This window comes from Clostridium sp. AF28-12 (assembly GCF_003435225.1).
GTDB lineage: Bacteria > Bacillota > Clostridia > Lachnospirales > Lachnospiraceae > Pilosibacter > Pilosibacter fragilis.
In genome coordinates this window covers 110063-135320 of record NZ_QWGJ01000007.1, presented here as the reverse complement: position 1 = coordinate 135320, position 25258 = coordinate 110063, and the positions used below count along the sequence as shown (strand labels likewise).

The following is a 25258-nucleotide window of genomic DNA, read 5'->3' as shown; positions in this document are numbered from 1 at the left end:
TTCGTCAACAAACATACAACTTTATCCGGAAAATGGTAAAAGTTGTTGAAAATCACATTTCCAGTATGTTAATCTTGTATCACAAGATACGAGAAAAGCACTCATGAATCATCAATTTTTAACAAAGGAGAGGTAGTATGAAGAAAAAATTATTAGCACTCGGTCTCGCCGTTATGACGGTGGCTATGTCACTCGTGGGATGTTCGGAAAAGGCGGTTACATGGACGGTCACATGTCCCTGGGCTCCTTCCGGAGTCGCTGCTATGGTAAGCCAGAAGGCAGCAAGTCTTTCAAATACTTATTCTGATAAGATCATTCTCGTCGCTGACGCAGTAAAGGGTGACGCGGCAACGGTAAATAGCTGGGTTGCTGAAACGAAAGCAAACGATCCGGAACTCGTTTTCGCAGGTGAGGGACTTTTCTCCATCACCTCCATTCTTGATCCGGCAAAGATGCAGTTCACTTACGATGATTTCGAGTTTGTTGAAAACCTGTATTCTTCCGTTTTCGTTATGTCTGCTGATTCCAAGCTCAATATCAAGAATATTGATGATTTGAAGACATACATGGAGACAGGAAATCAGATCTCCATCGCCGCAAACGGCGCAACCGGTTCTGAAGCATTCCTCGCAGCCGCATTATTCGGCTCAATGGGATACGGTGACCAGATCAAGATCGTTGCCTATAGCTCTGCTGCTGAGGCTGCACAGGCAGTTGCAAAGGGCGAGACAAACTTCGCAGTCTCCCACCAGTCCCAGATCCTTGAAACCTATCAGCAGGGCGGCGTTACCATCGTGTGCGCGTTCGACGGTGAAGACATTGCCGATGGTCCGTTCGCAGGAGTTGAGGGTGTTGGCAAATACGGTTATCCATACTTCAGAAACCGCTGCCTGATCCTCGCGAGAAAAGGTACTGACGCGAAGAAAGTTGCCGAGTTAAAAGAACTCTATGACAAGATTCTCGCAGATAAGAGCGTTACCGAGTGGCTTTCCGACACGATGCTTCTTGAAGTTGATACAATGACAAATGATCAGGTTCTGGAACATATCCAGAATGTACAGGATATCGTAAATGAGTACAAAGACCTGGTTGTCCAGTAAGTAACTTTTCAAAACCGGGATGCTGCAAAAGCGGCATCCCGCTTTTATTCTATGATTCCGGATATCCTGCGGCACGTTCCGCGGAAAGGAGAAAATCTTATGTTTAACGAGAAAAAATTAGATGAGCTCGCAACACGCATGAAGGAAAAAGAGATTTCGATCCCAACCGACCTCGCCGGATCCATCCTGTTCTTTCTCCTGGGCACTGTCCTGTTTTTCATGCTGCCATCTCAGGTGCCGATTTCCGAAAATGATGTCATAAACGGGCGCGTCTTCCCAAAGCTTCTTTTTTCACTCATGATGATCTGCAGTGCAGTCCTCATCATCCAGAATATCATTAAAATTTCAAAAAAACAGCCGGTTCAAGTCAGCACCTTTAATCTTCTGACTGAGGTGAAGGCACTCATGATCCTGACGATCCTTTTTATCACTTATTTCATCTGCCGGATCACGGATCTGTTTGTTTTGGGAGCAATTTTCTGCTCCATTGCGTTCCTTGTCTATTTCCGCTGCAAAAAACGGTCCTACTATGCGATCACCATCGGAATGGCCGTGCTCATCTGGGCGGCATTCCGTTTCGGTCTGAACGTAAAATTTTAGAAAGGAGGAACAGAATATGCTCCAATATATCATCCCTGCTATGAAAATGCTGTTTACCGTTGAGAATTTCATCTGGATCAACCTGGGTGTCTTCATCGGTTCCGTCTTCGCGGCGATTCCCGGTCTGACCGTTATTCTCTGCATCATCCTGTTCCTGCCGTTTACCTACAAGATGACGGCGATCCCCGGCATGATGTTTCTTCTTGGAATCTACTGTGCCGGCGGATACGGCGGCAGTGTATCTGCAATTCTGATCAATACACCGGGTACTCCCCACGCGGCGACCACCATGCTGGATGGTCATCCGATGTCAGAAAAAGGCCGTACCAAGGCAGCGTTGAAGATTGCCCTTTACGCGTCCACCTTCGGCGGGATCTTCTCCGCACTGACTCTTTTATTTCTGGCTCCCCAGGTTGCAAAGGTCGCAGCAAACATCGGAACTGCCGAGTACTTCCTTGTCTGTGTCTTTGGGCTCACGATCATCGCCGGAATCTCCGGTAAAAGCATGATCAAAGGGATCATCTCAGCCTGCCTGGGCTTATTTATCTCCTGCATCGGCGCTGACCCGCAGACAAGCTATGACCGGTTTACCTTCGGAATTTCCAGACTTTATCTCGGACTTGATCTGGCGATCTGCCTCATCGGTCTCTTTGCCCTGATCGAGATCCTGAAAAAGGCGGAGTTAAAACCGGACCGTCTGAAGCTTGACACCTCAAAGATCATGGATGACGGAAAGATCACAAAGGACGAGTACAAGCGCATGGCCCGCCCGGCGCTGCTCTCTTCCATCATCGGTGTCATCATCGGAATCATTCCGGGTACCGGCGCTTCCATGGCATCCTGGTTCAGCTATGATGTAGCGAAAAATATGTCCAGACATAAAGAAGAATTCGGTCACGGCTCTGTTGAGGGAATCGCAGCGGCAGAAAGCGCCAACAACGCGGTTACCGGCGCTACACTGATCCCGCTTCTTACACTCGGTATCCCGGGCGACGGCTGTGTCGCGATCATGCTTTCCGCGCTTATGATCAATGGACTGAATCCTGGTTTGAGCCTGTTCACGACCCAGGGCGATATCATGTACGCCATCATGCTCGGACTGCTCTTCGTCAACCTGTTCATGCTTTTACAGGGCAAATATCTGACAAAGCTTTTTGCCAAAGTCGTATCGATCCCGCAGGAGATCCTGACTCCGATCATCGTGATCTTCTGCTTTGCAGGCGCTTACTCTGTCAATAAATCTTACTTTGACGTTGCCGTTACCCTGACGTTCGCAGTCATCGCGTGGCTTCTCTATAAGCTCGATTTTCCGACTGTTCCGATCCTGCTCGGTCTTGTACTCGGAAACATGACAGAAACAAACTTCCGCCGGGCACTCCTGATCTCAGAAGGAAATCCTTCCATTTTTGTCAGCAGTCCATACTGCATCGCATTTATCATCCTGATCATCGGCGCTGTAGCAATGATCATCCGAAGCAAATTACGGGACCGGAACGTTCAGAAAGGGGCTTAACCATGAGAGAAAACATCATCTTCTATTTTACTGACCAGCAGAGGGCAGATACCTGCGGCTGTTTTGGACAGCCGTTAGATATCACTCCGAATCTCGACACACTGGCTGCGGGCGGTGTAAAATTCGACAACGCCTTTTCCCCGCAGCCGGTATGCGGTCCCTGCCGGGCATTATTCCAGACCGGAAAGTATCCGACAGAAACAGGCTGTTTCCGCAACAATATCATGCTTCCGAAGAACGTAAAAACTCTCGCGAATTATATCGAGGAAGCCGGTTACGAGACAGCTTACATCGGAAAATGGCATCTCGCAAGCGACGGTGAGCTTGAAAAACCGCCGACCATCGATCACACGATCACCGCTGTGCCGAAGGAACTCCGCGGCGGATATACCGGATTCTGGCGGGCGGCCGATGTGCTGGAATTCACCTCCCACGGATATGATGGATATGTGTTTGATGAGAACAATAACCAGATCGATTTTAAGGGCTATCGTCCAGACTGCATCACAGATCTGGCTCTTCAGTTCTTTGATCAGTATGACCGGAAAAAACCATTTTTCATGACGGTTTCCCAGATTGAACCGCATCATCAGAACGACCACAATCATTACGAAGGACCTGCCGGTTCCAAAGAAAAATATAAGGATTTCGTTCTTCCGGGCGATCTCGCCGCTTTAAAGGGAAATGCTGCCGAAGAATATCCTGATTACCTCGGTCAATGCGCAAGTCTTGATGAAAATCTCGGGAGACTTGTAAATCGCCTGAAAGAAGAGGGACTTTACGATAATACAGTGATCATCTTTGCCTCCGATCATGGTTCCCACTTTAAGACCAGAAACACCGATGAGCATTTAAACGGCTATGACGATTATAAGCGGAGCTGTCACGATGCCGCCACCCATGTCCCACTCGTGATCGCCGGCGGTGCGTTCAAAGGCGGAAAAGAAATCACGGAACTCGTCAGCACGGAAAGTCTTCCAAAAACGATCTTAGCCATCGCCGGGGTCGATGTCGGCGATGCCATGATCGGTGAGAATCTTCTTGACGTAGTTCAGGGAAAGACCGATAATAGAGCTAACGAAGTTTATTCACAGATCTCCGAAAGCCGTGTCGGCCGTTCGATTCGCACCGAGGACTACATGTACGCGGTATATGCGCCGGGAAAGAACGGCGGGGAATACGCGTCCGCAGACCTCTACGCAGACGATTTTCTCTACGATCTGAAAAAGGATCCATATGAACTTACAAATCTGATCCATGACCATGCTTATGACTCTGTTCGTCTGAAAATGAGAGAGAAGCTGCTCGCATGGATCGAAAAAGCGGAGCATACGCGGCCAGTAATCGTTGATCAGGCGTAATGCCGCAAAACAACTGGGATGTATCATCCGGCAGGACATGCTGTCAGTGTGTTTTGCCGGATTTTTGTCAGGGGGGACTCCATATGCTTGATTCTGGTATACAGCCAGGCCGGAAAAAGGCCGATAAAATTTACAACTGGCTTCGGGCTTACATCGATGAAAATAAATTTTCTTCCAACCAGAGGCTTCCATCTGAAAATGAACTCTGCCGCAGACTGGATGTAAGCCGCGAAACAGTACGTGCCGCCATGGCACGGCTCGTCGAGGAAAATCTCGTTACCCGTGTCAAGGGAAGTGGAACCTACATCAATAAAGATGCCGCCGTTTCCGGACCCGCCAGAAGTTTAAACGCTGAATATAAGATCGGACTGATCCTTCAAGGGCAGGACTCTCACGCAAATTCCCGCCTGATCGATGGGATCCGTGATGTGATGTCTGACACAGACGTAGATCTTCAGATCTTTTTTACAGACAATAAATTTTCCAACGAGAGAAACTGTCTCGATGTGGTAGCACATCAGGGATTCGACGGGTTTATTGTGGACGGGGTAAAGGCAAGTCTCTTAAATCCCAATCTTGACTGCTATCGGAACATCTTTGCGAAAAAGATCCCGGTCATCTTTTACAACAACTACTATAAAGAATTAAATTATCCCCGCGTGATTAACAATGACTACAAATGCGCCAGAGAATTGATCGGTCTTTTAACCAGAGCGGGGCACAAAAAAATTGCCGGGATCTTCGTCTACGACAATTATCAGAGCATTGAAAAGTTCCGTGGTTATGTAGGCTCTCTCCGCAGCGCAGGACTGAAATTCGAGGATGATTACATCAAATGGTGTATTTCCAACGAAGCCCATGCCGATGGATTCTACAAGGAAATCGGCAAGTTCTTAAAGGGACTTCCGAAGTGTACCGCCATTGTCTGCTGCAACTACATGATCCTGCAGTCTGTCCTGCATTTTCTTCAGGAAAACGGTAAATCCGTCCCAAACGATTATTCTCTGGTCTGCTTTGACTATTCCGGTCAAGACTGGGAACGCAGTGGAATTACCTGTTCCATTCATCCGGGTTATGATATGGGAATTCAGGTTGGCAAACGCCTGCTAAAGATGATTCAGAATCATGAATACTGCGGAAACGGATACTCATATCTCATGGATCTGCGGATCTATGAGGGACGTTCCATCCGGAAATTATGACATAATGAGCCCAACAGGAAAATGTTTTTGAGGAGAGCAAAACCATGAAACACCTGACCATCATGCTGAAACCGGCATCTTCACTCTGCAATCTACGCTGTAAATACTGTTTTTATGCGGATATTACGAGTCTCAGAGAGGTTTCCTCTTTCGGAGTCATGAAAGAGTCCGCAATGACCGCTGTCATGGATCATATATTTATAGATCTTGATGATGGGGACTATCTAACACTGTCATTTCAGGGCGGTGAACCGATGCTTGCGGGACTTCCTTTTTACCGGAATCTGGTACAGTATATTGCGGGAAAAAAACGAAATATCCATATAAACTATACCCTTCAGACCAACGGAATTCTTCTGGATGATGACTGGTGCAAGTTTCTTGCCAAATACGGGTTTCTCATCGGAATCTCCCTGGATATTCTCCCGGAAAGCCACGACGCGGTCCGGGTCGACACAGCCGGACAGGGAACGTACGAACAGGTTCTTCGTTCCATCTCCCTGTTGAAGAAATATCACATCGCGCATAACGTGCTCTGCACCTTGACGCGGCAGACAGCAAGACATCCCGCGAAGGTCTGGGCACAAATCAAAAAGCTGGATCTGTCTTATATCCAGTTTACCCCCTGCCTTGGAGATCTCAATTCTCCCGGCTCTTCCGCATATGCCCTGACCCCGGAACGCTTTTTTCACTTTTATTCTGATCTTTTTGATCTCTGGTACCGGGATTTCGCCACGGGAAATTACCGGAGCATCAAGCTATTTGACGATCTTCTTCAGTTGCTTGCAAAGGGGCTCGTGACTTCCTGCGGAATCAGCGGGTACTGCCAGCCCCAGATCGTCGTGGAAGCGGACGGAAGCGCTTATCCCTGCGATTTCTACTGTCTCGACCAGTTCCGGCTCGGCAGCCTGGTTTCTGACTCTCTGCGGACGATCTATGAAAAGTCCGCAGTGTCTCCATGTAAGGTCAGAGATCTGCTTCCGGAATTATGTTCCGCCTGTCAGTATCGAAAATTTTGTGGCGGCGGATGTAAACGCATGCAGCGGGAAACTGCATGTATGCCTGGTGATACATTCTGTGGTTATCAGGCGTTCCTGGACCACGCGCTCCGCCCGCTCATGCAGATTGCTGCCGGAATACCCGGCTAAAAGGAAGGATTATGGAAAATAGAAAGAAAATTCTTATGAAGCTTTTCGTCTCGACCCTGTATCTCAGCGCTTTTACGTTCGGCGGGGGATATGTGATCGTGACCTTGATGAAGAAAAAATTTGTAGATGAATACCACTGGATCGAGGAGAACGAGATGCTGGACCTTGTTGCGATCGCGCAGTCAGCTCCGGGGCCAATCGCCGTCAATGGGGCAATCGTGGTCGGTTATAAACTGGCCGGGATGACCGGCGTGATCACGGCGATCATCGGCACGATCATCCCTCCGTTTCTCATTATCTCCCTGATCTCGGTCTGCTACAACGCGTTCCGTGACAACTTTATCGTCAGCCAGATGCTTTCCGGCATGCAGGCCGGTGTCGGGGCTGTGATCGCCTCTGTGACATATGAGATGGGGGCGGGAATTGTCCACGGGAAGAATGCCGTCTCCATGTGCATCATGGCTGCCGCTTTTCTTGCTTCCTGCGTTTTTCATGTCAACGTCGTCTTCGTTGTCATCGCCTGCGGGCTGATCGGCGCGCTGCGGACACTTGCGGCGGAAAGGAGAGCACAAAAATGATCTATCTACAGCTTTTCTTGAGTTTTCTGCAGATCGGCATGTTCAGCTTCGGCGGCGGGTATGCGGCAATGCCGCTGATCCAGGGACAGGTCGTGACTGCCCATCACTGGCTTTCGATGGAGGAATTCACGGATCTGATCACGATCTCCCAGATGACACCGGGACCCATCGCCATCAATTCCGCAACCTTTGTCGGAACAAAGATTGCGGGAACCGGGGGCGCCCTCGCGGCCACCTTCGGATGCATCCTGCCGTCCTGCATCATCGTGACTTGTATCGCCAGACTATACTTAAAATACAGAAATCTGGCACTCTTACAGGGGATCTTAAACTCCCTGCGTCCCGCGGTCGTCGCTTTGATCGCCTCTGCCGGGATCTCGATCCTCATCACCGCGTTCTGGGGCAGTCAGGCAGCGGTCGCCCTCGCGAACACAAACTGGCTTCTTGTTGTGATCTTCGCTGTCTGCGTTGTCCTGCTTCAGAAGTTTAAAATGAACCCGATCTGGGTGATGGTGCTGGCCGGAGTCATAAAGACCGTCGTTTCCCTGATCGTCAACGTATTCTAAGGTCCGTATACCAGTACCCAAACCGTCCGTCTCCCACGGGCTGGCGTCTGGAGAGGACGAAATTCGGGAAGCCGAACATCGTTGCCATATATTTTTCACTGCTGTAATAGTGGCCCGGAACCCCTAAGAGGTATCGGGCTTTCTTTTTGTTTCCGCCGAGTTTTACGAGGATCAGGTAGCGGAAATTGTAGTAACCGTGGAGAAGAAAGCTGTTGTTTCCGTGGATCCAGCACTCCCGCGGAAGTTTTCCGATGTCCTGGGGGCGGATCGTTAAGATATCGCATCCGTCCTCATACTCGAATGGCTGGATCTTCGGGTATGATTTTTTTAGTTCTTCCCAGAGTTTTTCCGGGTCCGCTGCAAGGTCCTCAGTCTCCTGTAAATAGCGCAGGACTTCCGGATTTTCGAGTTCCGGGGAGACCATGGGGGCTGGGGAGGCATTTGTCCGCGCTGTCTGGCTGTTTTGCGGCCGGGAGGGACATGGTGCAGCCGATGCAGGGGCAGTTATCTGAGTTTGAGTCTCCGCTGATGAAGCAGACTTGGACATTACCGGCTGCCCACCCACAGGATTTTGCGTTGCATTCTTCATCGACCGCATCGGATCCTGACGCGATTCTTCTGGTTGTTCTGTTATTTCTGCCCGATCTGTCTTTTCCTCTGCCTGGTCGATCTCTTCGGTTTCCTCCGACAGGTATACCATCCCATGCTCTTCACTATTCTCTTCCTGCTTCGGCTTCTCATCCTTTTCTGCATCATCCTGCACCGTTGTCTCACCCTGTGCCGATGAAGCTTCTTCCGTCTCCTGCGCTTCATCCCGCAGCTCCGCCGCATGCGCAGTCTTTTCCTCCTGTTCCCGGCGTTCCTCCTCTTTGGCGATCTCGGCCTCGATCTCTTTTACTACTTTTGAGACTGCCTGCGGTGTCATCTCTTTTTCTGCTTCCGGCAACATCTCCGCAGTAAATTTCGGCACAGAAAGAACTGGATTCTCCCCGGTATTTCCCTCTTCCGCTGCCAGCGCGTCCTCCCAGATCGTCTTGTAGCACCGCCAGGAATTTTTCACGTCATGGACCGAGAGTCCGAAATATGTATCAAGACCTGTTCCTGTTCCTTCCACGTTCTTCGTGTCCACATTCGCACGGAATTCCCCGTTTCCGCCCCGCACGAACACATTCCCTAGAAATGTCTCGCGACCGCCTGTCCCCAAAAGGTACACTCCGATGGCGTTTCCGCCCATATAGATCCGCTTCACGTTCACATTGATCCTGCACTGCCCGTTCCGCGCCTCCAGCTTCGCGAATCCCACATTTTTTCCTTTTTGTTTTCCTTCGTACTCGTAAATATAAGAAATCAGTCTGCGATAATCTGCCATAATCAAAAACACTCCTTCTGCACTTATGTATATGCGGAAGGAGTATTCTTCATGATCATTCTATGAAATTTATCATTTGATATTTTTTATTACTTACGGATCGCGCCGGACTTCACAGCCGCCTCAGCCACACGCTTTGCGACATGCTCCGCAACGCCTTCTTCGAGGGCACCTGGGATAATGTACTCTGCGGAGAGTTTATCCGGTGTTACGAGTTCTGCGATGGCCTGGGCTGCAGCTACTTTCATATCATAGTTGATGTCTCTTGCGCCGCAGTCTAACGCGCCGCGGAAGATTCCCGGGAACGCGAGGACGTTGTTGATCTGGTTTGGAAAATCGGAGCGGCCGGTTCCCATAACCTTTACACCTGCTGCCATCGCCTCATCGTACATGATCTCCGGGTTCGGGTTTGCCATTGCGAATACGATCGGATCCTTCGCCATTGTTTTGATCATTTCCGGTTTCAGTGCGCCTGCTACGGACACACCGATAAATACGTCCGCACCGACGAGGGCATCAGCCAGTGTTCCGCGCTTATCCTCAAGGTTTGTGATATCGCAGAGCATCTTCTTGTGATCTTTAATGCCGACTCCGCGGTCTTTGTAGAGGATTCCGTTCTCATCACATGCGATGATGTTCTTTACGCCTGTCGCAAGCAGCATCTTGATGATCGCGGTTCCGGCAGATCCCGGTCCGTTTAATACGACATGGATCTCATCGATCTTCTTTCCGACAACTTTTAATGCATTTAAGAGGGCTGCCGTAACGACAACAGCGGTACCGTGCTGGTCATCGTGGAATACCGGGATATCGAGCTCTTTCTCCAGGCGCGCCTCTACCTCGAAGCACTTCGGGGAAGCAATGTCTTCCAGGTTGATTCCGCCGAAGCACGGAGCGATGTATTTTACTGCTTTGATGATCTCTTCTGTGTCTGTGGTGTCAAGGCAGATCGGGAACGCGTCAACGCCGCCGAACTCTTTAAAGAGGACTGCCTTTCCTTCCATAACCGGCATAGCGGCTTCCGGTCCGATGTTTCCGAGGCCTAAAACTGCGGTTCCGTCGGAGACAACCGCTACCAGATTGCCCTTTGCGGTGTATTTGTAAACGTCTTTCTTATTATCATGGATCTTTCTGCACGGCTCCGCAACGCCTGGTGTATAGGCTGTGCTTAAGTCATCTCTCGTCTTTACCGGAACCTTGCTGACAACTTCGATCTTTCCATGATGTTCCTCATGGAGCTTTAACGCTGCTTCATTGAAATTCATTGCGCTTCCTCCTGCGAATTCGTTTTCGTTGCTGAACTGTCTTTCCGTTTCATATCCAGAATGGCTTACATTTTGCCATTTCTGACAGCCATATTCTTTCATGCTATTTCAATGTATCTTTTCCTAACAGTTCTTTATCTGCTTAATTTCGAGTTTACCACAATCACTTTAAAAAGGAAACTGCTTTTTACTGTGTTTTCCCACTCGCTCTTTCTTGGCAGAGATGCTGTATTACCACACCGCCACCGAACCGTCCGCCCGCGGCTCCGTCGCCCCACAGAGCACGCCGTTCTCATCCCGCCAGATAATCTGTCCACGGCCAAAGGTCAGGGAACTCTCCAGAACTTCCATCTCATGTCCGCGGCGCTTCAGTTCTTCCACGATCTCCGCCGGAAATGTTTTCTCCACCTGGATCTTCTTTCCGCCGACCCACTGCCATCTGGGCGCATCTAAAGTCTCTTGCGGATTCATCATGAAATCCAGCGTGTTCATGATTACCTGCACATGTCCCTGGGGCTGCATGAAACCACCCATGACGCCGAACGGCCCCACAGCTTTTCCATCCTTCACCAGAAATCCCGGAATGATCGTGTGAAGGGACTTCTTTCCCGGTCCCAGGCAGTTTTCCATGTCCTCGTCCAGGGTAAAATTTGCCCCGCGGTTCTGCAGCGCGATTCCTGTCCCCGGGATCACGATGCCGGAGCCAAATCCCATATAGTTGCTCTGGATGTAGGAGACCATGTTTCCTTCCCCATCCGCCGTGCAGAGATAGATCGTTCCGCCGCGGAACGGATCGCCTGGCTCCGGATCTTGCGCCATTTCCCCGATCAGGGATCTCCGCTCTGCCGCGTATTCATCCGACAGAAGCGTCTCCACTGGCGCGCGCATATACTCCGGATCCGCCACATACCGGTTGCCGTCCGCGAATGCCAGCTTCATCGCCTCCAGCTGCTTGTGCACCGTGTCCACACAGCTTCGGTCCGTGAAGGAATATCCCTTCAGGATATTTAACGCCATCAGCGCGATGATTCCGTCCCCGTTCGGCGGGATCTCGCAGATATCATATCCCCGGTAATTTACATGGATCGGCTTTACCCACTCACACCAGTAGTTCTCCAAGTCCGATTTTCGGAGATAACCGCCGGTCTTTCTCGAATATGCGTCGATCTGATCCCCAAGTTCTCCCTGATAGAACGCCTTTGCGTGAGTTTTCGCGATCTTTTCTAACGTCTTCGCATGAGCTTCCGATTTCCAAATCTCTCCCGGCTGTGGGGCATGTCCGTCCCGGGCGAACGTGTCGAACCAGGGCTTAAAGCACTCGTCCTTGAGTGTCCCGGAAAATTCCTTGTATGCATTGTTCCAAAGCTTTGAGATCACCGGACTCACCGGATATCCCTCTCTCGCGTATGTAACTGCCGGCTCCATCACCTTCTCAAGCGTCAGTCTTCCAAACTTTTCCGAGAGCTCTGCCCAGGCCGAAGGAGCGCCTGGGACCATCACCGGAATCCAGCCACGCTTCGGCATCGCGGTGTATCCCTGCTTTTTTACCTTCTCTGCCGTGATCGCCATGGGTGCTCTTCCACTGGCATTGAGACCGTGAAGCTCCCCTTTCGTCCAGACCAGGGCAAAGGCATCGCTTCCGATCCCGTTGGAGGTCGGCTCCAGCACGGTCATGCAGGCCGCTGTGGCGATCGCCGCGTCAATGGCATTTCCTCCCTGTTTTATGATATCAAGCCCCGCCTGTGCCGCCAGCGGCTGGCTCGTGCAGACCATGCCTTTCCGGCCGTATATCACGCTTCTTCGCGATGGATAGTCGTTTTTCAGCGTGTCAAATTTCAGCATAGTTTTCTCCTCCAGGTCTATTATTTTCTGCAAACAGGTCATCGCCTGTTCCAGCTGCGTGGATTATAGATCTATATGTCGAAATCGTACCACTTTAACGTATTAAATGTCAATCTGTAAAAAGATAATGTGCCCCAACATATTTTCATGTCACAGGCAGACTTTTCACGATCTTCTGCTTTGTCTCGTCATACAAAAACGGTGCAGGAACTTTTTCCCGCACCGCAGCTTCTACTCTAATATAAAATTTTCCACCAGCTTCTTCGTAAATTCCGCCTTTGGATGCCCAATCACATCTTCCGTCCGGCCGGTCTCCACGAATTTTCCTTCTTCCATGACCGCAACCTCATCGCAGAACCAACGGACCACATCGAGGTCGTGGGAGATGAACAGGTAGCTGAGACCCAGTTTTTCCTGGAGCTCCTTTAAGAGTGTCATGACCTGGGCCTGCACGGAGACATCCAGCATGCTGGTGGGCTCGTCCAGGATCAGGATCTTTGGATCCAGGGAGAGAGCCCTGGCGATCATGATGCGCTGCGCCTCGCCGCCGCTGATCTGGTGCGGATAGCGGTCCAGAAGTTCTTCCCCGAGGTCTACCAGGTCCAAAAGTTCTTTTACGCGTTTCTTTCTTCCGGCTTTGTCATACATTTTATGGATGATCATCGGCTCTTCCAAACTGTAACCGATCTTTTTGGCCGGATCTAAGGATGTTTCCGGGTGCTGGAAGATGATCTGGATCGTTCCGTCGATCTCGATGGTGCCGGAATCCGGCTTGATCAGGGAGAGCAGCATGTTGGCGATCGTGGACTTTCCACAGCCGGAATTCCCGACAATTCCGAATGTCTCCCCGTTGCAAATCGTAAAGGACACATCTTTTACCGCATCCACACGGGTCTTCCTGATGATTCCGCCCGTAAATGTCTTGCAGATATGGCTGACCTTAAGCATACAGGACACACCTCACTTTCCGTCCATCCGGAAGCTCCGCCTCCGGGACCGGCCCGTTTTTGCAGGCGTCCGCTGCATACGGACATCGCGGATAAAAACTGCAGCCGGAGTTTCCTTCGTTCTTTCTCACCGCGCGCCCGATGGGGCTCATTCCTTTCGCCGGAAGCGACGCGACCAGTCCTTTCGTGTACGGGTGAGCCGGATGTTCCAGGATCGTCCTCGTGTCCCCGACCTCCATAATACTTCCTTTATAGAGCACCATCAGCCGGTCGCAGAGCACGCCCGCCAGGGCGATATCGTGGGTGATCACGATCATTCCTTCGGTGTCCGTCTCGGAGATCTCCTTCAGTACCTGGTAGACCTGCCGCCTTAAGATGGCGTCCAGACCTTTTGTCGGCTCATCGGCGATGGCCCACTTCGGCCGGTTCATGAGTCCCATGGCGGAGATCACACGCTGGTTCATGCCGCCGCTGAGCTGAAAGGAGTAGGCACGGCTGATCCGGTCTGGGTCAGCGAATCCAAACCGGCGCAGGAACTCATCCCGCCGGGAATTTGCGAGTTCTTTATCCTTGTTTCCATGGACAGTCATGCACTCCGTGAGCTGTTTTCCGATTCTCCGGATCGGGTTTAACGACTCCGTGGGATTCTGTGGGATCAGGGCGATCTCTTTTCCACGGATCTCCTGCATCTCCTTTTCCGGCAGCCGGTACAGATCCATGCCCTTATACATGCAGGTTCCTTCCACCTTCGCCTGACCGGAGAGAAGTCCTAAAATAGACATGCCGAGAAGTGATTTTCCGCTGCCGCTCTCCCCGATGAGTCCGGTGACACTGCCCGCCGGGAAGTACGCGTTGACGCCCTCCATGGCATGTACCGTCTCGCCGCCGTCCTGGAAGGAGACGGAGAGATTCCGAATCTCAATGTCGCTTTTTTCTCCTGTTTTCCATTCTTTTCTATCTTCCATTTAATCTTCCCCATTCTCTGTGCTCTGTATCTGCTATCAGCCCCTGTACTTTGCACGCTCACGCTGCTCATAAATTTTCGTGATCCGAGTTTCCTTCAACAACGTTAAGCGTTAAATTTCTCAGGCGGGCTTACAGCGGATCATTTCCCTGGCACTACATGTTCTTCATGACATCTTTCCTCACATCCAGCCGGTCACGCAGCTCATCCGCGAGAAGGTTGATACTCAGGGAAAGCAGTAAAATACAGAGCCCCGGCGCGACGACGAGCAGCGGTTCCTGGCGGAAATACTGCCTCGCGTCGTTGATCATAACGCCCCAGTCCGGTGTCGGCGGCTGGAGTCCCAGACCCAGATAGCTCATGGATGCCACGGAGATCACGTTTCCGGCAATTCTTGTGGCAAAGAGCACGCATAAGGTTCCAAGGATATTGGGCGAAATGTGGAGAAACAGGATCCTGAGATCACTGGCTCCGATGGTCTTAAGTCCCTTGATAAAGCTCTCCTGCTTTAATTTCATGACCTCGCCACGGGCGATCCTGGAAAAACCTACCCAGGAGTTGATCACGATAGCGATCAGCATGCTCTTCACGCCCTGTCCCAGGAGACCTGCCACAGCGATCATAAGTGTCAGGCCCGGAAGTCCCTGGAAGATGCTGGAAATCGTCGTGATGACTCCGTCGATCCAGCCGCCGAAATATCCCGCGAAGAGTCCAAGAACAAAGCCGAGCAGCATGGAGAGCACCGTCGCAGCCAGTGCGAGAAGAATGGACTGTCTTCCGCCGTAGAGAACACGGCTCAGGGTGTCCCTGCCGATATTATCGGTGCCTAAAAGGTGCGCAGCCGACGGTTTCTGAAGCGCCTCTGACAGGTTCGATACCAACGGATCATAAGGCGCGAGAACTGGTGCCAGGACGCTGGTGAGAAGAATGATAAATAAGAGCACAAGACCGGTCTTCGCTTTCACGGTTAGACGGGGTTCTTTTAGTTTTCTCATGATTCCACCGCCTCTCCCGCACGGATCTTTGGATCCAGCGCGATGTAAATCAGATCAATCAGGATATTTGTCAGCACATAGATGCATCCGGAGAACAGAACGTAGGCCTGCACCACATAGTAGTCTTTCGACTGCACGCCCGCGATAGCGTAGCTTCCGATTCCGGGGATCGCGAAGATCGTCTCCACGATGGACGCGCCGCCGATAATGCCCGCCATATGGTTTCCCAGGTAGGTGATGATCGGGATCAGGGCGTTTCCGAAGGCGTGGCGGATCACCGCGCGGCGGCGGCTCATGCCTTTCGCGTCAGCCACGGTCATATACTGGCGTCCGATCTCATCAAGGATCGCGCTCCGTGTCAGTCTCGCGCAGACTCCGATACTCGGGAGTGCCAGCGTGATTGCCGGGAGAATAAATCCGGAGCCGTCAGAGATTCCGCTGCTGGGCAGGATCTTCCACTGTTCGGCAAAGATGAAGATCAGGACGATGGCGATCCAGAATCCGGGGACGGACAGGGCCACTGTGGAAAATGTCCCCAGAACATGGTCCAGCAGCCGGTCTTTTTTCACCGCCATCAGGACACCAGATCCCACGCCGAAGACGATCGTTAAGATTATGCTGAAACCAGCCAGCTTTAACGAGATCGGGATCCGCTTCGCGAGCTGGTCCATGACACTTTTATTCGTGAAAAATGAGCGGCCCAGGTCGCCGTGCGCCAGACCGTCGACCCAGTTGAAATACTGGACTACCGCCGGCTGGTCCAGGCCCATTTTTGCCGCCATGGCATCATACTCCGCCTGCGTGTAGGATTCATTTCCATTTGGATTCAGCACCTGGTCCACCGGATCCCCCGGCGACATGATCCCAAGCGCAAAGGCAATGATACTGATTCCGACGAGTACCGGCAAGAGCATCAGCATTTTTTTCAGAATGTACTTTAAAAGTGCCATATGTGTTCCTTTCAAAAACAGCAGAACTGCCTTTTTCAGACAGTCCTGCCAAATTCATGTCTTATCTGCCTGACCGGCGGATATCTGACCCGCCGGATCGCTCTCAGATATTATTTCACCCAGGAAATAGTCGGAAGACCGACACCGAAGGTCTTTCCTGCGTAGTGCGTGATCGCTGTGTTGTGGATGTTTACATTGATCTGATAGCAGATCGGAACGCACGCACTGTCATCAAAGAGTTCCTGCTGGATCTCATCGTAGATCTTGCTGCGCTCTTCTACGTCAGCGATCGTCGGAGCTTTTGCAACGAGCTCATCGATCGTCTCGTTATAATAGTTGTAATTTAATGTCTTGTTGCTGTTTCCTTCGCTTGCGAAGTACTGCTTAAATGTGGAAGTCGGATCTGCGTTATTGATTCCGAATACGGTGAGTGTCATGTCGTAGGTGCCTTCCTGCTGTCTCTCTTTATAGAGGGAGGAATCTACGATCTCGATGTTGATGTTGACGCCGAGTTCAGCGTAAACCTGCTTTAAATACTCTGCAACCGCCTTGCAGTTGTAGTCAGATGCAGTGCTGGAACGGATGATCATGGTCATGTCCACAGTTTTGTCGCCGAGAACCTCTTTTGCGAGGGCCTTTGCCTGTTCCATGTCGTAAGCTCCCTGAATATCCAGATGGAATGTAGACTGGGTGCTCAAGAAGGAATATGCCGGCTGTAAAAGTCCGCCATAGATCACGCTGCAGATGCTGTCGCGGTCTGTTGCGAGGTTAAATGCCTCTCTCATGCGCTTGTCCGCAAGGTACTCATTTTTATCGTTGAACATGATGTACTCGGTCATATGGCTCGGAGTGCTGTCCATCTCGAAGCTGGAGTCTGTGTCGCAGAGGTTCTTTGCAGCGTCCATGGTGATCGCGCCGTTGTCCGCAAGTCCCATAACTTCACCGGATTTTAATGCGGATACACGTGTCTCGGCATCCGGGATACAGCGGATCTTGAAGGTCTTTACTTTACCCTTTTCGCCATAGTAGTTGTCATTTCTCTCAAGAGTCACATACTCGGATTCCACATGGTCAGTGATCTTATACGGACCGGTACCGATCGCGTAGTCGGAGATCACGCCCGTCTCCTCGTCGAAGCAGTTCGGGCTGTACATCGGGCTGCCGTAGTCGGAAAGAACGTACTCAAGTGTTGTGATCGGCTGCGTGAAGGTGAATTTTACGGTGAAATCATCGACTTTTTCCATCTTATCGAGGTTCGGGAGCGATTTCTCGATGCTGAGTGTCGTATATGTGGAGGTGATTCCATGACCCCAGCGCTCGATGTTCTTTAAGCATACGTCAGCATTGAACTGGACACCGTCTGTAAAATACGCGTCATCCCGCAGGTTGAATGTCCACTCGGTACAGTCATCGTTGTGTTCCCAGGATTTTGCGAGCCACGGATCGATCACGCCGCCGTTGTTTGCCGTGAGCGCTTCCCATACATAAGCGCCTTCCCAACAGTAGTAAGCGTCTCCGCTTCCCTGTACAGCGTCACGCGGAGTCGCAATAACGACCTCATCTGTCTCGTTTTTCTCTGTGTCTTCCGCTGCCTCGGCTGCTGTTGTTTTCTCCGCTGCACTTGTCGCTGCCGCTGCAATTGTCTCTGTCTTTTCTGTCTCTGCCGTACTGTTGTTCGCGCTGTTTCCGCATCCTGAGATTACGGATGCCGCCATTGCTGCCGCTAAGAGCAGACTTGCATGTTTCTTCTTCATGTTCTCCTCCAGGTTGTGTAAATATTGAATTGTTTTGCCTCCCGGCCTATCCTTATCTGTAACCGACCCGGTAATTGTACAGGGCTGATGGATAGCTGTATTTTATTTATAACTTCGGAGTTGGTATGGAGATGTTCCATCTGAGAATTTTCAAATACCGAAATGCATATGCATCAGAAAAAGATGTCCGCTGGAATCAGCCGACATATAAACGGTACGATCAATGCCTCGTGACCTGGAAATTTTCTTCCTGTACCAGCAGTCCGGCAGGTTTCCTGACTCACAGATCATCACACAAAACCGCCTTCCCAAAGCTTTCACGACAGTTTATCCAACTGTCCTTCTTCCTCAGTGACCGCGCTTTCGCGCATGGTCTTGTATTCCCTGCTCACAGTGACGAGATCGTACAGGTCTTCCACCTGTTTCCCTTTTACCTGCTGTCGCCTGTTCTCATGAACTTTTTCACAGCGGCAGCAGCACCGGATGCCTCTTCGATTGTTATGGGAGATATTTTAGCATTACAGAAATTATTATGCAATAGGCTCTATAAAAAACGGGGACAGATTTTTTGATCCGTTCCCGTTTTATCCGTAATAACAGTATTTATAAGATTTTTAGCCGGTTTTTCACCCACAGAAACTACAGTTTCTGACTATGGTAGATCTCACCGTCCAGATCTTTCCAGACAACTACCCCATCCTGTAGGATCATGTAACTGTGCTCGCTCTCCGCTTTCGGAATCGACACGGAACCCGGATTCAGGTACAGGTTGCCGTCGCCGAACGATTCCCAGGCCGGGATGTGGGTGTGGCCATGAAGAAGAATGTCCCCCGGTTGAAGCGGAGGGAGCTGTTTTAAGTTAAAGTGGTGTCCATGGGTGGCGTAGATCAGGCGGTCCGCCGTTGGGATCACTGCGTAATCCGCGAGGATCGGGAATTCCAGAACCATCTGGTCCACTTCGGTATCACAGTTTCCGCGGACGCAGAAGATCCTGTTTTTCCGCTCATTTAACATTTTGATGACTTCCTTTGGGGCGTACTCTTTCGGGAGGTCGTTTCTCGGTCCATGGTATAAAATATCGCCCAGAATCAGGAGACGGTCCGCCTGCTCCCGGTCGAATGCTTCCAGCATCTTTTTGCAGTAGTACGCGGAGCCGTGGATGTCGGACGCGATCATGAGTTTTATCATTTCAGCAAATTCCTTTCCTTTTACAGATCAGCGCATCTATCTCCATGCTGCTCTTGCCTTCTTTAGATTTCATCGTTCCTGTCGTTTTTTTCAAGCACATGGACATGTTCTGTCACTGTTTTATTTAACAATTTCCACTCCAGATCCCTGTTCGTATGATGATACCGGAAGCCGCATTTTTCTGCCACGCGCTTCGATTTCTCATTCCCGTCAAAATATGCGTACCAGATTCGTTTCAGCCCCAGATCTTCAAAACCGTACCGAATCAGCTCCTTTACCGCCTCCGGGATGATTCCCTGCCCCCAGTACGGAGTTCCCAGCCAGCAGCCGATCTCTCCCTCATCTTCTGGTACCGGCATATTGCATGCCTCGCCCACTGTAAGGCCTGCACAGCCCACCGGCTTTCCGGTACTCTTTAAAACCACCGCATACGTTCCATCCGCCGATAAAACTTCCCGGATGATCTCTCTGCTGTTCTCCACACTCGTATGCACCGGCCATCCTGCTTCCGGACCGACCTGCGGGTCTTTCGCATATTCGTAGCAGCTCTCTGCATCGTTCTCCTGCCATGGTCTTAAAATCAGGCGTTTTGTTTGTAATTCCATCTATAGTTACCTCTCTTCCATTTTCTTATACAGGTGATTCTCCGTTAATACTACCAGATCACCTTCATCAATCCCCTGCTCATAAAGCCAGTCATCTTCCTGACGGATCATCCGCTCGCTTTCCTTAGCGTCTTTCAGCCGGACGAGAACGGTTTTCTTTGCCCCTGCAGAGCGTTCCTCACAGCCGTAATCATCTTCCTGGATCTGGAGAATAATGTATTCCTGTTCCATTTTATATCCCTTCGATTTTTCAATTTCCTCTACCGTTGTTGCAAATTTTGCAACCGCTGAACTTTTAGTTAATTCTCGTCAGCAAGACGTGATATCTTTTTTAGTTAATAATGCTACCGTCTCTACATGCCCTGACATTCCAAACATGTCGACAGTTCTAACGCGTTTTACCTCATATCCGTTCTCCCCGAGATACTTCACATCTCTCGCCAACGTCGAGGAATCACAGCTCACATAAACGACTTTCTCCGGTGCCATCTTTACGATCGTCTCAAGGCAGAGCTCATCACAGCCTTTTCTTGGCGGGTCGACAACGATCACATCGGCTTTGATATGATTTTTTTCATACTGTTCCGGAAGAACCTCTTCGGCTTTGCCGACGAAGAATTCTACATTGTCGAGACCGTTGCGCTTCGCATTCTCCCTCGCATCCTCGATCGCTGCCGGAATGATCTCGACACCGCAGACTTTCCCGGCTTTCTGGGCGAGGAAAGAAGAGATGGTTCCGATTCCACAGTAGAGATCCCAGACGGTCTCACCGCCGTTTAAATCAGCGAATTCCAGAGCTGTTCCGTAGAGACGTTCTGTCTGGACCGGGTTTACCTGATAGAACGATAGCGGAGAGATCCGATATTCGATGTTTCCGATCTTATCCGTGATATAACCCGGCCCGTAGAGATTTTTGATCTCGGTTCCCAGGATCACGTTTGTCTTTTCCATATTGAAGGACAGGGAGATACTGTCTGCGCCGGCTTCACGCATCCGCTCGATGAACTCTTTCTCGTGAGGAAGCTTCTTTCCGTTGATCACGAGACATACCATGTGCTCGCCGCTGGCGAAACCTTTTCTTAAGAGAACATGGCGCACAAGTCCCTTGTGGTTTGCCTCATCATAAGGTTCCACACCAAAATCTTCCATGAATTTTAACACTGCCGCCAAATAATCCTTATTTTCCAAACATCCGAGCAGACAGTCCAGTTCCGGCACCGGGATCAGGGAATGGGTCCGGCCTGCAAAGAATCCGGCCGTCGGTTTTCCGTCCTTTCCGCGTCCGATCGGATACTGCGCCTTGTTTCTGTATCTCCACGGGTCTTCCATCCCTATGATCGGTTCCATGACGACCGCGTCCTGCACTCCCTCTGCCTGTTCCGCTTCCTCCGGCAGGAACAGGTTTTCCATGCCACCGATGCGTTTTAAGTGATTGTATACTTTCTTTTCCTTGAATTTTAACTGTTCTTTGTAATCCAGTTCCTGAAGCTGGCATCCGCCGCAGGCTCTCGCCACCGGACATTTCGCCTCCACGCGGCCTTTTGCCGGGGTGATGACGCGCACAAGGCGGGCAAATCCGTAATTTTTTTTCATTTTCATGGCTGACGCCTCGATCGTATCCCCGATCAGGGCATCCTTCACGAACCAGATATATCCGTCCACGCGGCCGATACCTGCGCCGTCCTCCCCCATATCCTCGATGGTCACTGTAAATTTATCGTTCTTCTTGATTTCCATGTTTTGTTCCTTCTATATAAATATTGTGATTTTCTAAGTTTTCTTAAGTATACAGGAATTCCTCTCGCATTTGCAACCCCTCAACACATAAACAGAACGAAAAAACCGACTTTCCATGCCCCGCAGAGAATCTGTGGAACCGGAAAGCCGGTCTCTATTCATCAAATATATAAGTTACACATTATGTAAACCGCAATTTATGCTCTCGCCTCAGAACCTGCCTTCTTGCTTAACAGCTCCTTACCAGATGTAACAACGATGATCACACCGAGAACCATAAGAAGGATCGCAACGATCAGCTGAAGTCCTTCAACCATAAATACTGCGGTACCTGCGCTGAATGCGTTTACAAGAGCAAGTGTTCTCTGAACCAGTGCTGTGAAGGTTACGCAGAGCATGATCACGCATGGTACGATCAGGGTCTTGTTCTGTCTTCCCGTTACCTTTAAGAATACGCAAAGTGTGATCAGAACAAGGGCGCTTAAGAGCTGGTTTGCGCTTCCGAATAACGGCCAGATGTTGGAGTAACCGACTCTTGTAAGGATATAGCCGAATGCAAGTGTGATGATCGTGGATACATATTTGTTGCAGAGGAATTTTCTCCAGCCCTCTGCGTTCTCCATATCGTCTACGGAGAAAAGCTCCTGGAAGGACATACGTCCGATACGTGCCACCGCGTCAAGGCTTGTAAGAGCAAGAGCGGATACACACATGGTCATGAAGCACTGTGCAACATAGATCGGAAGACCGAACATCTCAAGAAGTCCAGCAACGCCGGAGGAGAAGATCTGGAACGGAGTTCCTACTGCTGCGGTACCGTCAGCGGCTGCGGCGGCGCCTGCTACGCACAGTGCAAGTACGGCTAAGAGGCTCTCAAGAACCATTGCGCCGTAACCAACTTTTAACATATCTTTCTCATTCTCAACGGTCTTGGAGGAAGTACCGGAGGAAACGAGGCTGTGGAAACCGGAAACGGCTCCGCAGGCTACGGTTACGAAAAGGATCGGGAACATGTTTCCGAGCTTCTCATTTGTGAAGCCTGTGTACATCGGAAGATTCATGTTCGGATGCGCAACAACAATACCGACAACAGCGCCGAGGATCATTCCTGCAAACATGAATGTTGTCATGTAGTCACGCGGCTGCTTTAAGAGCCACATCGGAAGAACAGATGCAAAGAAGATATACGCAAATGTGAATCCTGTCCATGCGTCCTTACCGCCGATTAACGGAAATGCCATACCGATTGCAAGAGATGCAACCGTGCATGCAAGTCCTACGAAGAACTCGCCCTTGCCTTCAAGGTTGAGCTTCTTCTGAAGAACACCGAAAACCATCGCAAATACGATAAATGCAATGGAAATGGAGCCTGCGGCGCCGTTTGTCTGAGCCGCTGCTGCCAACTCTGTAACGCCATCCTTAACCGTATAAGCATTGAATGTGCCTGCAACCATGTCAGCAAAGGCTGCGATAACGATCAAGGTAAATAACCAACAGAAGATCAGGAATAATCGCTTACCTGTCTTGCCGATGTACTTCTCGATCAGGAGTCCCATGGACTTACCTTCGTTCTTTACGCTTGCGTAAAGAGCGCCGAAGTCTGTGACCGCTCCGAAGAAGACACCACCGACAAGGATCCAGAGAAGAACCGGAACCCAGCCGAATGCAGCCGCCTGGATGGCACCCGTTACAGGACCGGCACCTGCGATAGAGGAAAACTGGTGTGAGAAAACGATCCAGCCGTTTGTAGGTACATAATCCTGTCCATCTTCATGTGTATAGGCAGGTGTTTTTGCCTTCGGGTCGATGCCCCAGGTCTTTGCCAGCCAGCGTCCGTATACCATATATCCGCATAACAGACACACAGCTGCGATGAGAACGATTACTAATGTGTTCATGTCATTTCGCTCCTTTGTAAATTCATTTTGTCATACCGGAATGTCGCAAGTTCCGGTCCCTGTAGTCCATCCATATTCAAACGATCCTAAAAATACGGCAGAAATCGCTGTGGAATCTACGTACAAAACAAAAAATCCCTCGTCTCCACAGGGATCGCTCCCTTAGAAGACGAAGGATCTAACATTCTCCGCGTTACCACTTCTGTTGCCGGAAAACCGGCCTCTCAGTCCCATCCTCCTCAAGTATCTGCTGTACTCTCAGATGAATCGGTCCCCTTTTAACGGTGAGGTTTCCGTCCGGGATTACTAAAATGAGCTGTTCATCCCGGCTGCTTCCAGGTGATAACCTTCTAATTTCTTATCTGCCTCGCACCGACCGGCAGTTCTCTGAATAAGATCCTGTTAGAAGGTCCTGTCCCGTTCATCGCATTTGAATATGAACAACACTCATTTTAGTCACAAAAGTGATTTTGTCAACCGTTATTTTTTGATCTTTGCGGTTTCTTATCAGTGCAAAGCGCACATATATCTTTTACACACGGACATTTCGTGTCATCTGTCTTTCCATGACAAATTATTATCAAAATTATGCACGATTTATGATCCGCTGCGGGTCAATTTTTCTACATACTAGTTTTCACTCGTCCGGCGGACATTCGTCTCCATGAAGCGGTTGTAGCCGAGCCAGCCCATGTTGTCCCCGGCACCTCTTAAGATCTCTGTCATGGTCTCCATTTTCGCATCCGCGTTGTCCGCAAGATTTAATGCCATCGCCTCGATCAGGGCTGGTTTCTTCGGGGAACCGTACTCAAGCTCACCGTGATGTGCAAGAATGCAGTGGATCAGCTCACTCTCCAGCTTTTTCGGGAATCCCGGCATCGCGTCGATCCGCTCTTTTACCATCTGGGAGCCGATGATGATGTGGCCGAGAAGCTGTCCGTCATCTGTGTAGTCATTCTCCGGGAACGCGGAAAGTTCTTTTGTCTTTCCGATATCATGGAACATCGCTGCCGTCAAGAGCAGGTCGCGGTTCAGCACCGGGTACTGTTTGCTGAAGTAATCGCACATTTTTACAACACTTAAGGTGTGTTCTAAAAGTCCGCCGACGAAGCCGTGATGAACGCTCTTTGCCGCAGAATGGAAGGAGAACGCCTTCATGAACTCCGGGTCGTTGAAATAGCCGGATGCCAGTTTTCTTAAATACTGGTTCTTGATGGTTGTGATGTACTGGGTGAGCTCATGCTGCATCGTCGGGATGTCCTTTGTAGTCACCGGGAGATAGTCTGCCGGATGGTACTCGCCCTCATCCGCCTTGCGGATCCGCTTTACATTCAACTGGCTCTGTCCCTGGAACAGAGTCACGTCCGCGTCAACATACACGTAATCCAGTGCGCAAAACTCGTTGATTCCCGGAGAGTTTAACTCCCAGATCTTCGCGTCGACAGTTCCTGTTTTATCCTGCAGTACAAGAGAACCGTACTCTTTTCCATTCTTTGTGAGCGCGATCTGTTTTGTCTTGCACAGGTATACATCCGAAATGTGGTTTCCTTCCCGGAATGTTTCAATAAATCTCATAATCTCTCCTTCTATTCATTGCGTCGACAGACGTTTTCTGTCTTTACATCTAGCGCTTCAGTTTTAAGGCTGAAACGTTATTATTGGACTAGATAGCTGTT

Annotated in this window: 22 protein-coding genes, 1 riboswitch and 1 other annotated feature; of the genes, 8 read left to right on the top strand and 14 right to left on the bottom strand. The window is 50.3% G+C overall.

Annotated elements, in window-relative coordinates:
• The first annotated feature begins 137 nt into the window (after positions 1-137).
• The 8 genes from DWY93_RS08275 to DWY93_RS08240 all read left to right on the top strand — a co-directional run bounded on the left by DWY93_RS08275 (position 138) and on the right by DWY93_RS08240 (position 8068).
• Positions 138-1100, top strand: a complete 963-nt coding sequence (locus DWY93_RS08275; protein ID WP_117470006.1) for a hypothetical protein — start codon at positions 138-140, stop codon at positions 1098-1100.
• A 99-nt stretch (positions 1101-1199) separates the two neighbouring features.
• Positions 1200-1700 (top strand): tripartite tricarboxylate transporter TctB family protein, encoded by a 501-nt coding sequence (locus tag DWY93_RS08270; protein WP_117470005.1) that lies wholly within the window; start codon positions 1200-1202, stop codon positions 1698-1700.
• A gap of 16 nt (positions 1701-1716) precedes the next feature.
• Positions 1717-3213 carry a tripartite tricarboxylate transporter permease gene (locus DWY93_RS08265; RefSeq protein WP_021903975.1) on the top strand — a complete coding sequence of 499 codons (1497 nt, stop codon included), beginning with the start codon at positions 1717-1719 and terminating at the stop codon, positions 3211-3213.
• 2 nt (positions 3214-3215) lie between these two features.
• Entirely contained in the window at positions 3216-4574 is a 1359-nt protein-coding gene (locus DWY93_RS08260) for a sulfatase-like hydrolase/transferase (RefSeq protein WP_117470004.1), read from the top strand.
• An 83-nt stretch (positions 4575-4657) separates the two neighbouring features.
• Positions 4658-5776 (top strand): GntR family transcriptional regulator, encoded by a 1119-nt coding sequence (locus tag DWY93_RS08255; protein ID WP_021903973.1) that lies wholly within the window; start codon positions 4658-4660, stop codon positions 5774-5776.
• Between the two features lie 44 nt (positions 5777-5820).
• A complete protein-coding gene (locus DWY93_RS08250; RefSeq protein WP_117470003.1) occupies positions 5821-6924 on the top strand; it encodes a radical SAM protein in 1104 nt (367 codons plus the stop codon).
• Positions 6925-6935: 11 nt separating this feature from the next.
• On the top strand, positions 6936-7502 hold the full coding sequence (locus tag DWY93_RS08245; RefSeq protein WP_117470002.1) for a chromate transporter: 567 nt from the start codon (positions 6936-6938) through the stop codon (positions 7500-7502).
• Positions 7499-8068, top strand: coding sequence for a chromate transporter (locus DWY93_RS08240; protein ID WP_117470001.1), 570 nt, complete (start codon positions 7499-7501; stop codon positions 8066-8068). Before DWY93_RS08245 ends, DWY93_RS08240 begins: the two co-directional genes overlap by 4 nt.
• On the opposite strand, the gene DWY93_RS08235 is transcribed toward DWY93_RS08240, so the two are convergent.
• The 14 genes from DWY93_RS08235 to DWY93_RS08170 all read right to left on the bottom strand — a co-directional run bounded on the left by DWY93_RS08235 (position 8055) and on the right by DWY93_RS08170 (position 25157).
• Positions 8055-9437 (bottom strand): DUF6128 domain-containing protein, encoded by a 1383-nt coding sequence (locus DWY93_RS08235; RefSeq protein ID WP_117470000.1) that lies wholly within the window; start codon positions 9435-9437, stop codon positions 8055-8057. The genes DWY93_RS08240 and DWY93_RS08235 overlap by 14 nt on opposite strands.
• 89 nt (positions 9438-9526) lie before the next feature.
• Positions 9527-10702, bottom strand: coding sequence for a malic enzyme-like NAD(P)-binding protein (locus DWY93_RS08230; protein ID WP_117470029.1), 1176 nt, complete (start codon positions 10700-10702; stop codon positions 9527-9529).
• A gap of 231 nt (positions 10703-10933) precedes the next feature.
• Positions 10934-12544: a gamma-glutamyltransferase family protein gene (locus DWY93_RS08225; RefSeq protein ID WP_117469999.1), complete on the bottom strand. Its 1611-nt coding sequence runs from the start codon at positions 12542-12544 to the stop codon at positions 10934-10936.
• Positions 12545-12775: 231 nt separating this feature from the next.
• Positions 12776-13492: an ATP-binding cassette domain-containing protein gene (locus DWY93_RS08220; RefSeq protein ID WP_117469998.1), complete on the bottom strand. Its 717-nt coding sequence runs from the start codon at positions 13490-13492 to the stop codon at positions 12776-12778.
• Positions 13485-14456: an ABC transporter ATP-binding protein gene (locus DWY93_RS08215; protein ID WP_117469997.1), complete on the bottom strand. Its 972-nt coding sequence runs from the start codon at positions 14454-14456 to the stop codon at positions 13485-13487. The genes DWY93_RS08220 and DWY93_RS08215 overlap by 8 nt, the downstream gene beginning before the upstream one ends.
• A 154-nt stretch (positions 14457-14610) precedes the next feature.
• The gene (locus DWY93_RS08210; protein ID WP_117469996.1) at positions 14611-15450 is read right to left on the bottom strand and encodes an ABC transporter permease; all 840 of its coding nucleotides are present in this window, start codon (positions 15448-15450) and stop codon (positions 14611-14613) included.
• Positions 15447-16400: an ABC transporter permease gene (locus DWY93_RS08205; RefSeq protein ID WP_117469995.1), complete on the bottom strand. Its 954-nt coding sequence runs from the start codon at positions 16398-16400 to the stop codon at positions 15447-15449. The genes DWY93_RS08210 and DWY93_RS08205 overlap by 4 nt, the downstream gene beginning before the upstream one ends.
• A gap of 110 nt (positions 16401-16510) precedes the next feature.
• Entirely contained in the window at positions 16511-18154 is a 1644-nt protein-coding gene (locus DWY93_RS08200; RefSeq protein WP_117469994.1) for an ABC transporter substrate-binding protein, read from the bottom strand.
• Positions 18155-18401: 247 nt separating this feature from the next.
• Positions 18402-18653: riboswitch (cobalamin riboswitch) on the bottom strand.
• Positions 18654-18793: 140 nt separating this feature from the next.
• Positions 18794-19339 (bottom strand): phosphodiesterase, encoded by a 546-nt coding sequence (yfcE, locus tag DWY93_RS08195; RefSeq protein WP_117470028.1) that lies wholly within the window; start codon positions 19337-19339, stop codon positions 18794-18796.
• 65 nt (positions 19340-19404) lie between these two features.
• Complete coding sequence (locus DWY93_RS08190) at positions 19405-19947, bottom strand: GNAT family N-acetyltransferase (protein ID WP_117469993.1); 543 nt, start codon at positions 19945-19947, stop codon at positions 19405-19407.
• A 6-nt stretch (positions 19948-19953) separates the two neighbouring features.
• Positions 19954-20178 (bottom strand): hypothetical protein, encoded by a 225-nt coding sequence (locus tag DWY93_RS08185; RefSeq protein WP_117469992.1) that lies wholly within the window; start codon positions 20176-20178, stop codon positions 19954-19956.
• A 78-nt stretch (positions 20179-20256) separates the two neighbouring features.
• Positions 20257-21684, bottom strand: coding sequence for a 23S rRNA (uracil(1939)-C(5))-methyltransferase RlmD (rlmD, locus tag DWY93_RS08180; RefSeq protein WP_181968519.1), 1428 nt, complete (start codon positions 21682-21684; stop codon positions 20257-20259).
• 197 nt (positions 21685-21881) lie between these two features.
• Positions 21882-23582: a carbon starvation CstA family protein gene (locus DWY93_RS08175; protein WP_117469991.1), complete on the bottom strand. Its 1701-nt coding sequence runs from the start codon at positions 23580-23582 to the stop codon at positions 21882-21884.
• A 162-nt stretch (positions 23583-23744) separates the two neighbouring features.
• Positions 23745-24016, bottom strand: a binding site (T-box leader).
• 196 nt (positions 24017-24212) lie between these two features.
• A complete protein-coding gene (locus DWY93_RS08170) occupies positions 24213-25157 on the bottom strand; it encodes an HD domain-containing protein (protein WP_117469990.1) in 945 nt (314 codons plus the stop codon).
• Positions 25158-25258 lie beyond the last annotated feature (101 nt).

Bases quoted from the DNA above. Each gene is read 5' to 3' on its own strand.
- DWY93_RS08225 (WP_117469999.1), bottom strand. From the start codon at position 12,544: ATGCTGAAATTTGACACGCTGAAAAACGACTATCCATCGCGAAGAAGC.
- DWY93_RS08265 (WP_021903975.1), top strand. From the start codon at position 1,717: ATGCTCCAATATATCATCCCTGCTATGAAAATGCTGTTTACCGTTGAG.
- rlmD (WP_181968519.1), bottom strand. From the start codon at position 21,684: ATGGAAATCAAGAAGAACGATAAATTTACAGTGACCATCGAGGATATG.
- DWY93_RS08200 (WP_117469994.1), bottom strand. From the start codon at position 18,154: ATGAAGAAGAAACATGCAAGTCTGCTCTTAGCGGCAGCAATGGCGGCA.
- DWY93_RS08260 (WP_117470004.1), top strand. From the start codon at position 3,216: ATGAGAGAAAACATCATCTTCTATTTTACTGACCAGCAGAGGGCAGAT.
- DWY93_RS08270 (WP_117470005.1), top strand. From the start codon at position 1,200: ATGTTTAACGAGAAAAAATTAGATGAGCTCGCAACACGCATGAAGGAA.
- DWY93_RS08210 (WP_117469996.1), bottom strand. From the start codon at position 15,450: ATGAGAAAACTAAAAGAACCCCGTCTAACCGTGAAAGCGAAGACCGGT.
- DWY93_RS08205 (WP_117469995.1), bottom strand. From the start codon at position 16,400: ATGGCACTTTTAAAGTACATTCTGAAAAAAATGCTGATGCTCTTGCCG.
- DWY93_RS08235 (WP_117470000.1), bottom strand. From the start codon at position 9,437: ATGGCAGATTATCGCAGACTGATTTCTTATATTTACGAGTACGAAGGA.
- DWY93_RS08170 (WP_117469990.1), bottom strand. From the start codon at position 25,157: ATGAGATTTATTGAAACATTCCGGGAAGGAAACCACATTTCGGATGTA.
- DWY93_RS08185 (WP_117469992.1), bottom strand. From the start codon at position 20,178: ATGGAACAGGAATACATTATTCTCCAGATCCAGGAAGATGATTACGGC.
- DWY93_RS08190 (WP_117469993.1), bottom strand. From the start codon at position 19,947: ATGGAATTACAAACAAAACGCCTGATTTTAAGACCATGGCAGGAGAAC.
- DWY93_RS08245 (WP_117470002.1), top strand. From the start codon at position 6,936: ATGGAAAATAGAAAGAAAATTCTTATGAAGCTTTTCGTCTCGACCCTG.
- DWY93_RS08275 (WP_117470006.1), top strand. From the start codon at position 138: ATGAAGAAAAAATTATTAGCACTCGGTCTCGCCGTTATGACGGTGGCT.
- DWY93_RS08230 (WP_117470029.1), bottom strand. From the start codon at position 10,702: ATGAATTTCAATGAAGCAGCGTTAAAGCTCCATGAGGAACATCATGGA.
- DWY93_RS08240 (WP_117470001.1), top strand. From the start codon at position 7,499: ATGATCTATCTACAGCTTTTCTTGAGTTTTCTGCAGATCGGCATGTTC.
- DWY93_RS08250 (WP_117470003.1), top strand. From the start codon at position 5,821: ATGAAACACCTGACCATCATGCTGAAACCGGCATCTTCACTCTGCAAT.
- DWY93_RS08220 (WP_117469998.1), bottom strand. From the start codon at position 13,492: ATGCTTAAGGTCAGCCATATCTGCAAGACATTTACGGGCGGAATCATC.
- DWY93_RS08255 (WP_021903973.1), top strand. From the start codon at position 4,658: ATGCTTGATTCTGGTATACAGCCAGGCCGGAAAAAGGCCGATAAAATT.
- DWY93_RS08215 (WP_117469997.1), bottom strand. From the start codon at position 14,456: ATGGAAGATAGAAAAGAATGGAAAACAGGAGAAAAAAGCGACATTGAG.
- DWY93_RS08175 (WP_117469991.1), bottom strand. From the start codon at position 23,582: ATGAACACATTAGTAATCGTTCTCATCGCAGCTGTGTGTCTGTTATGC.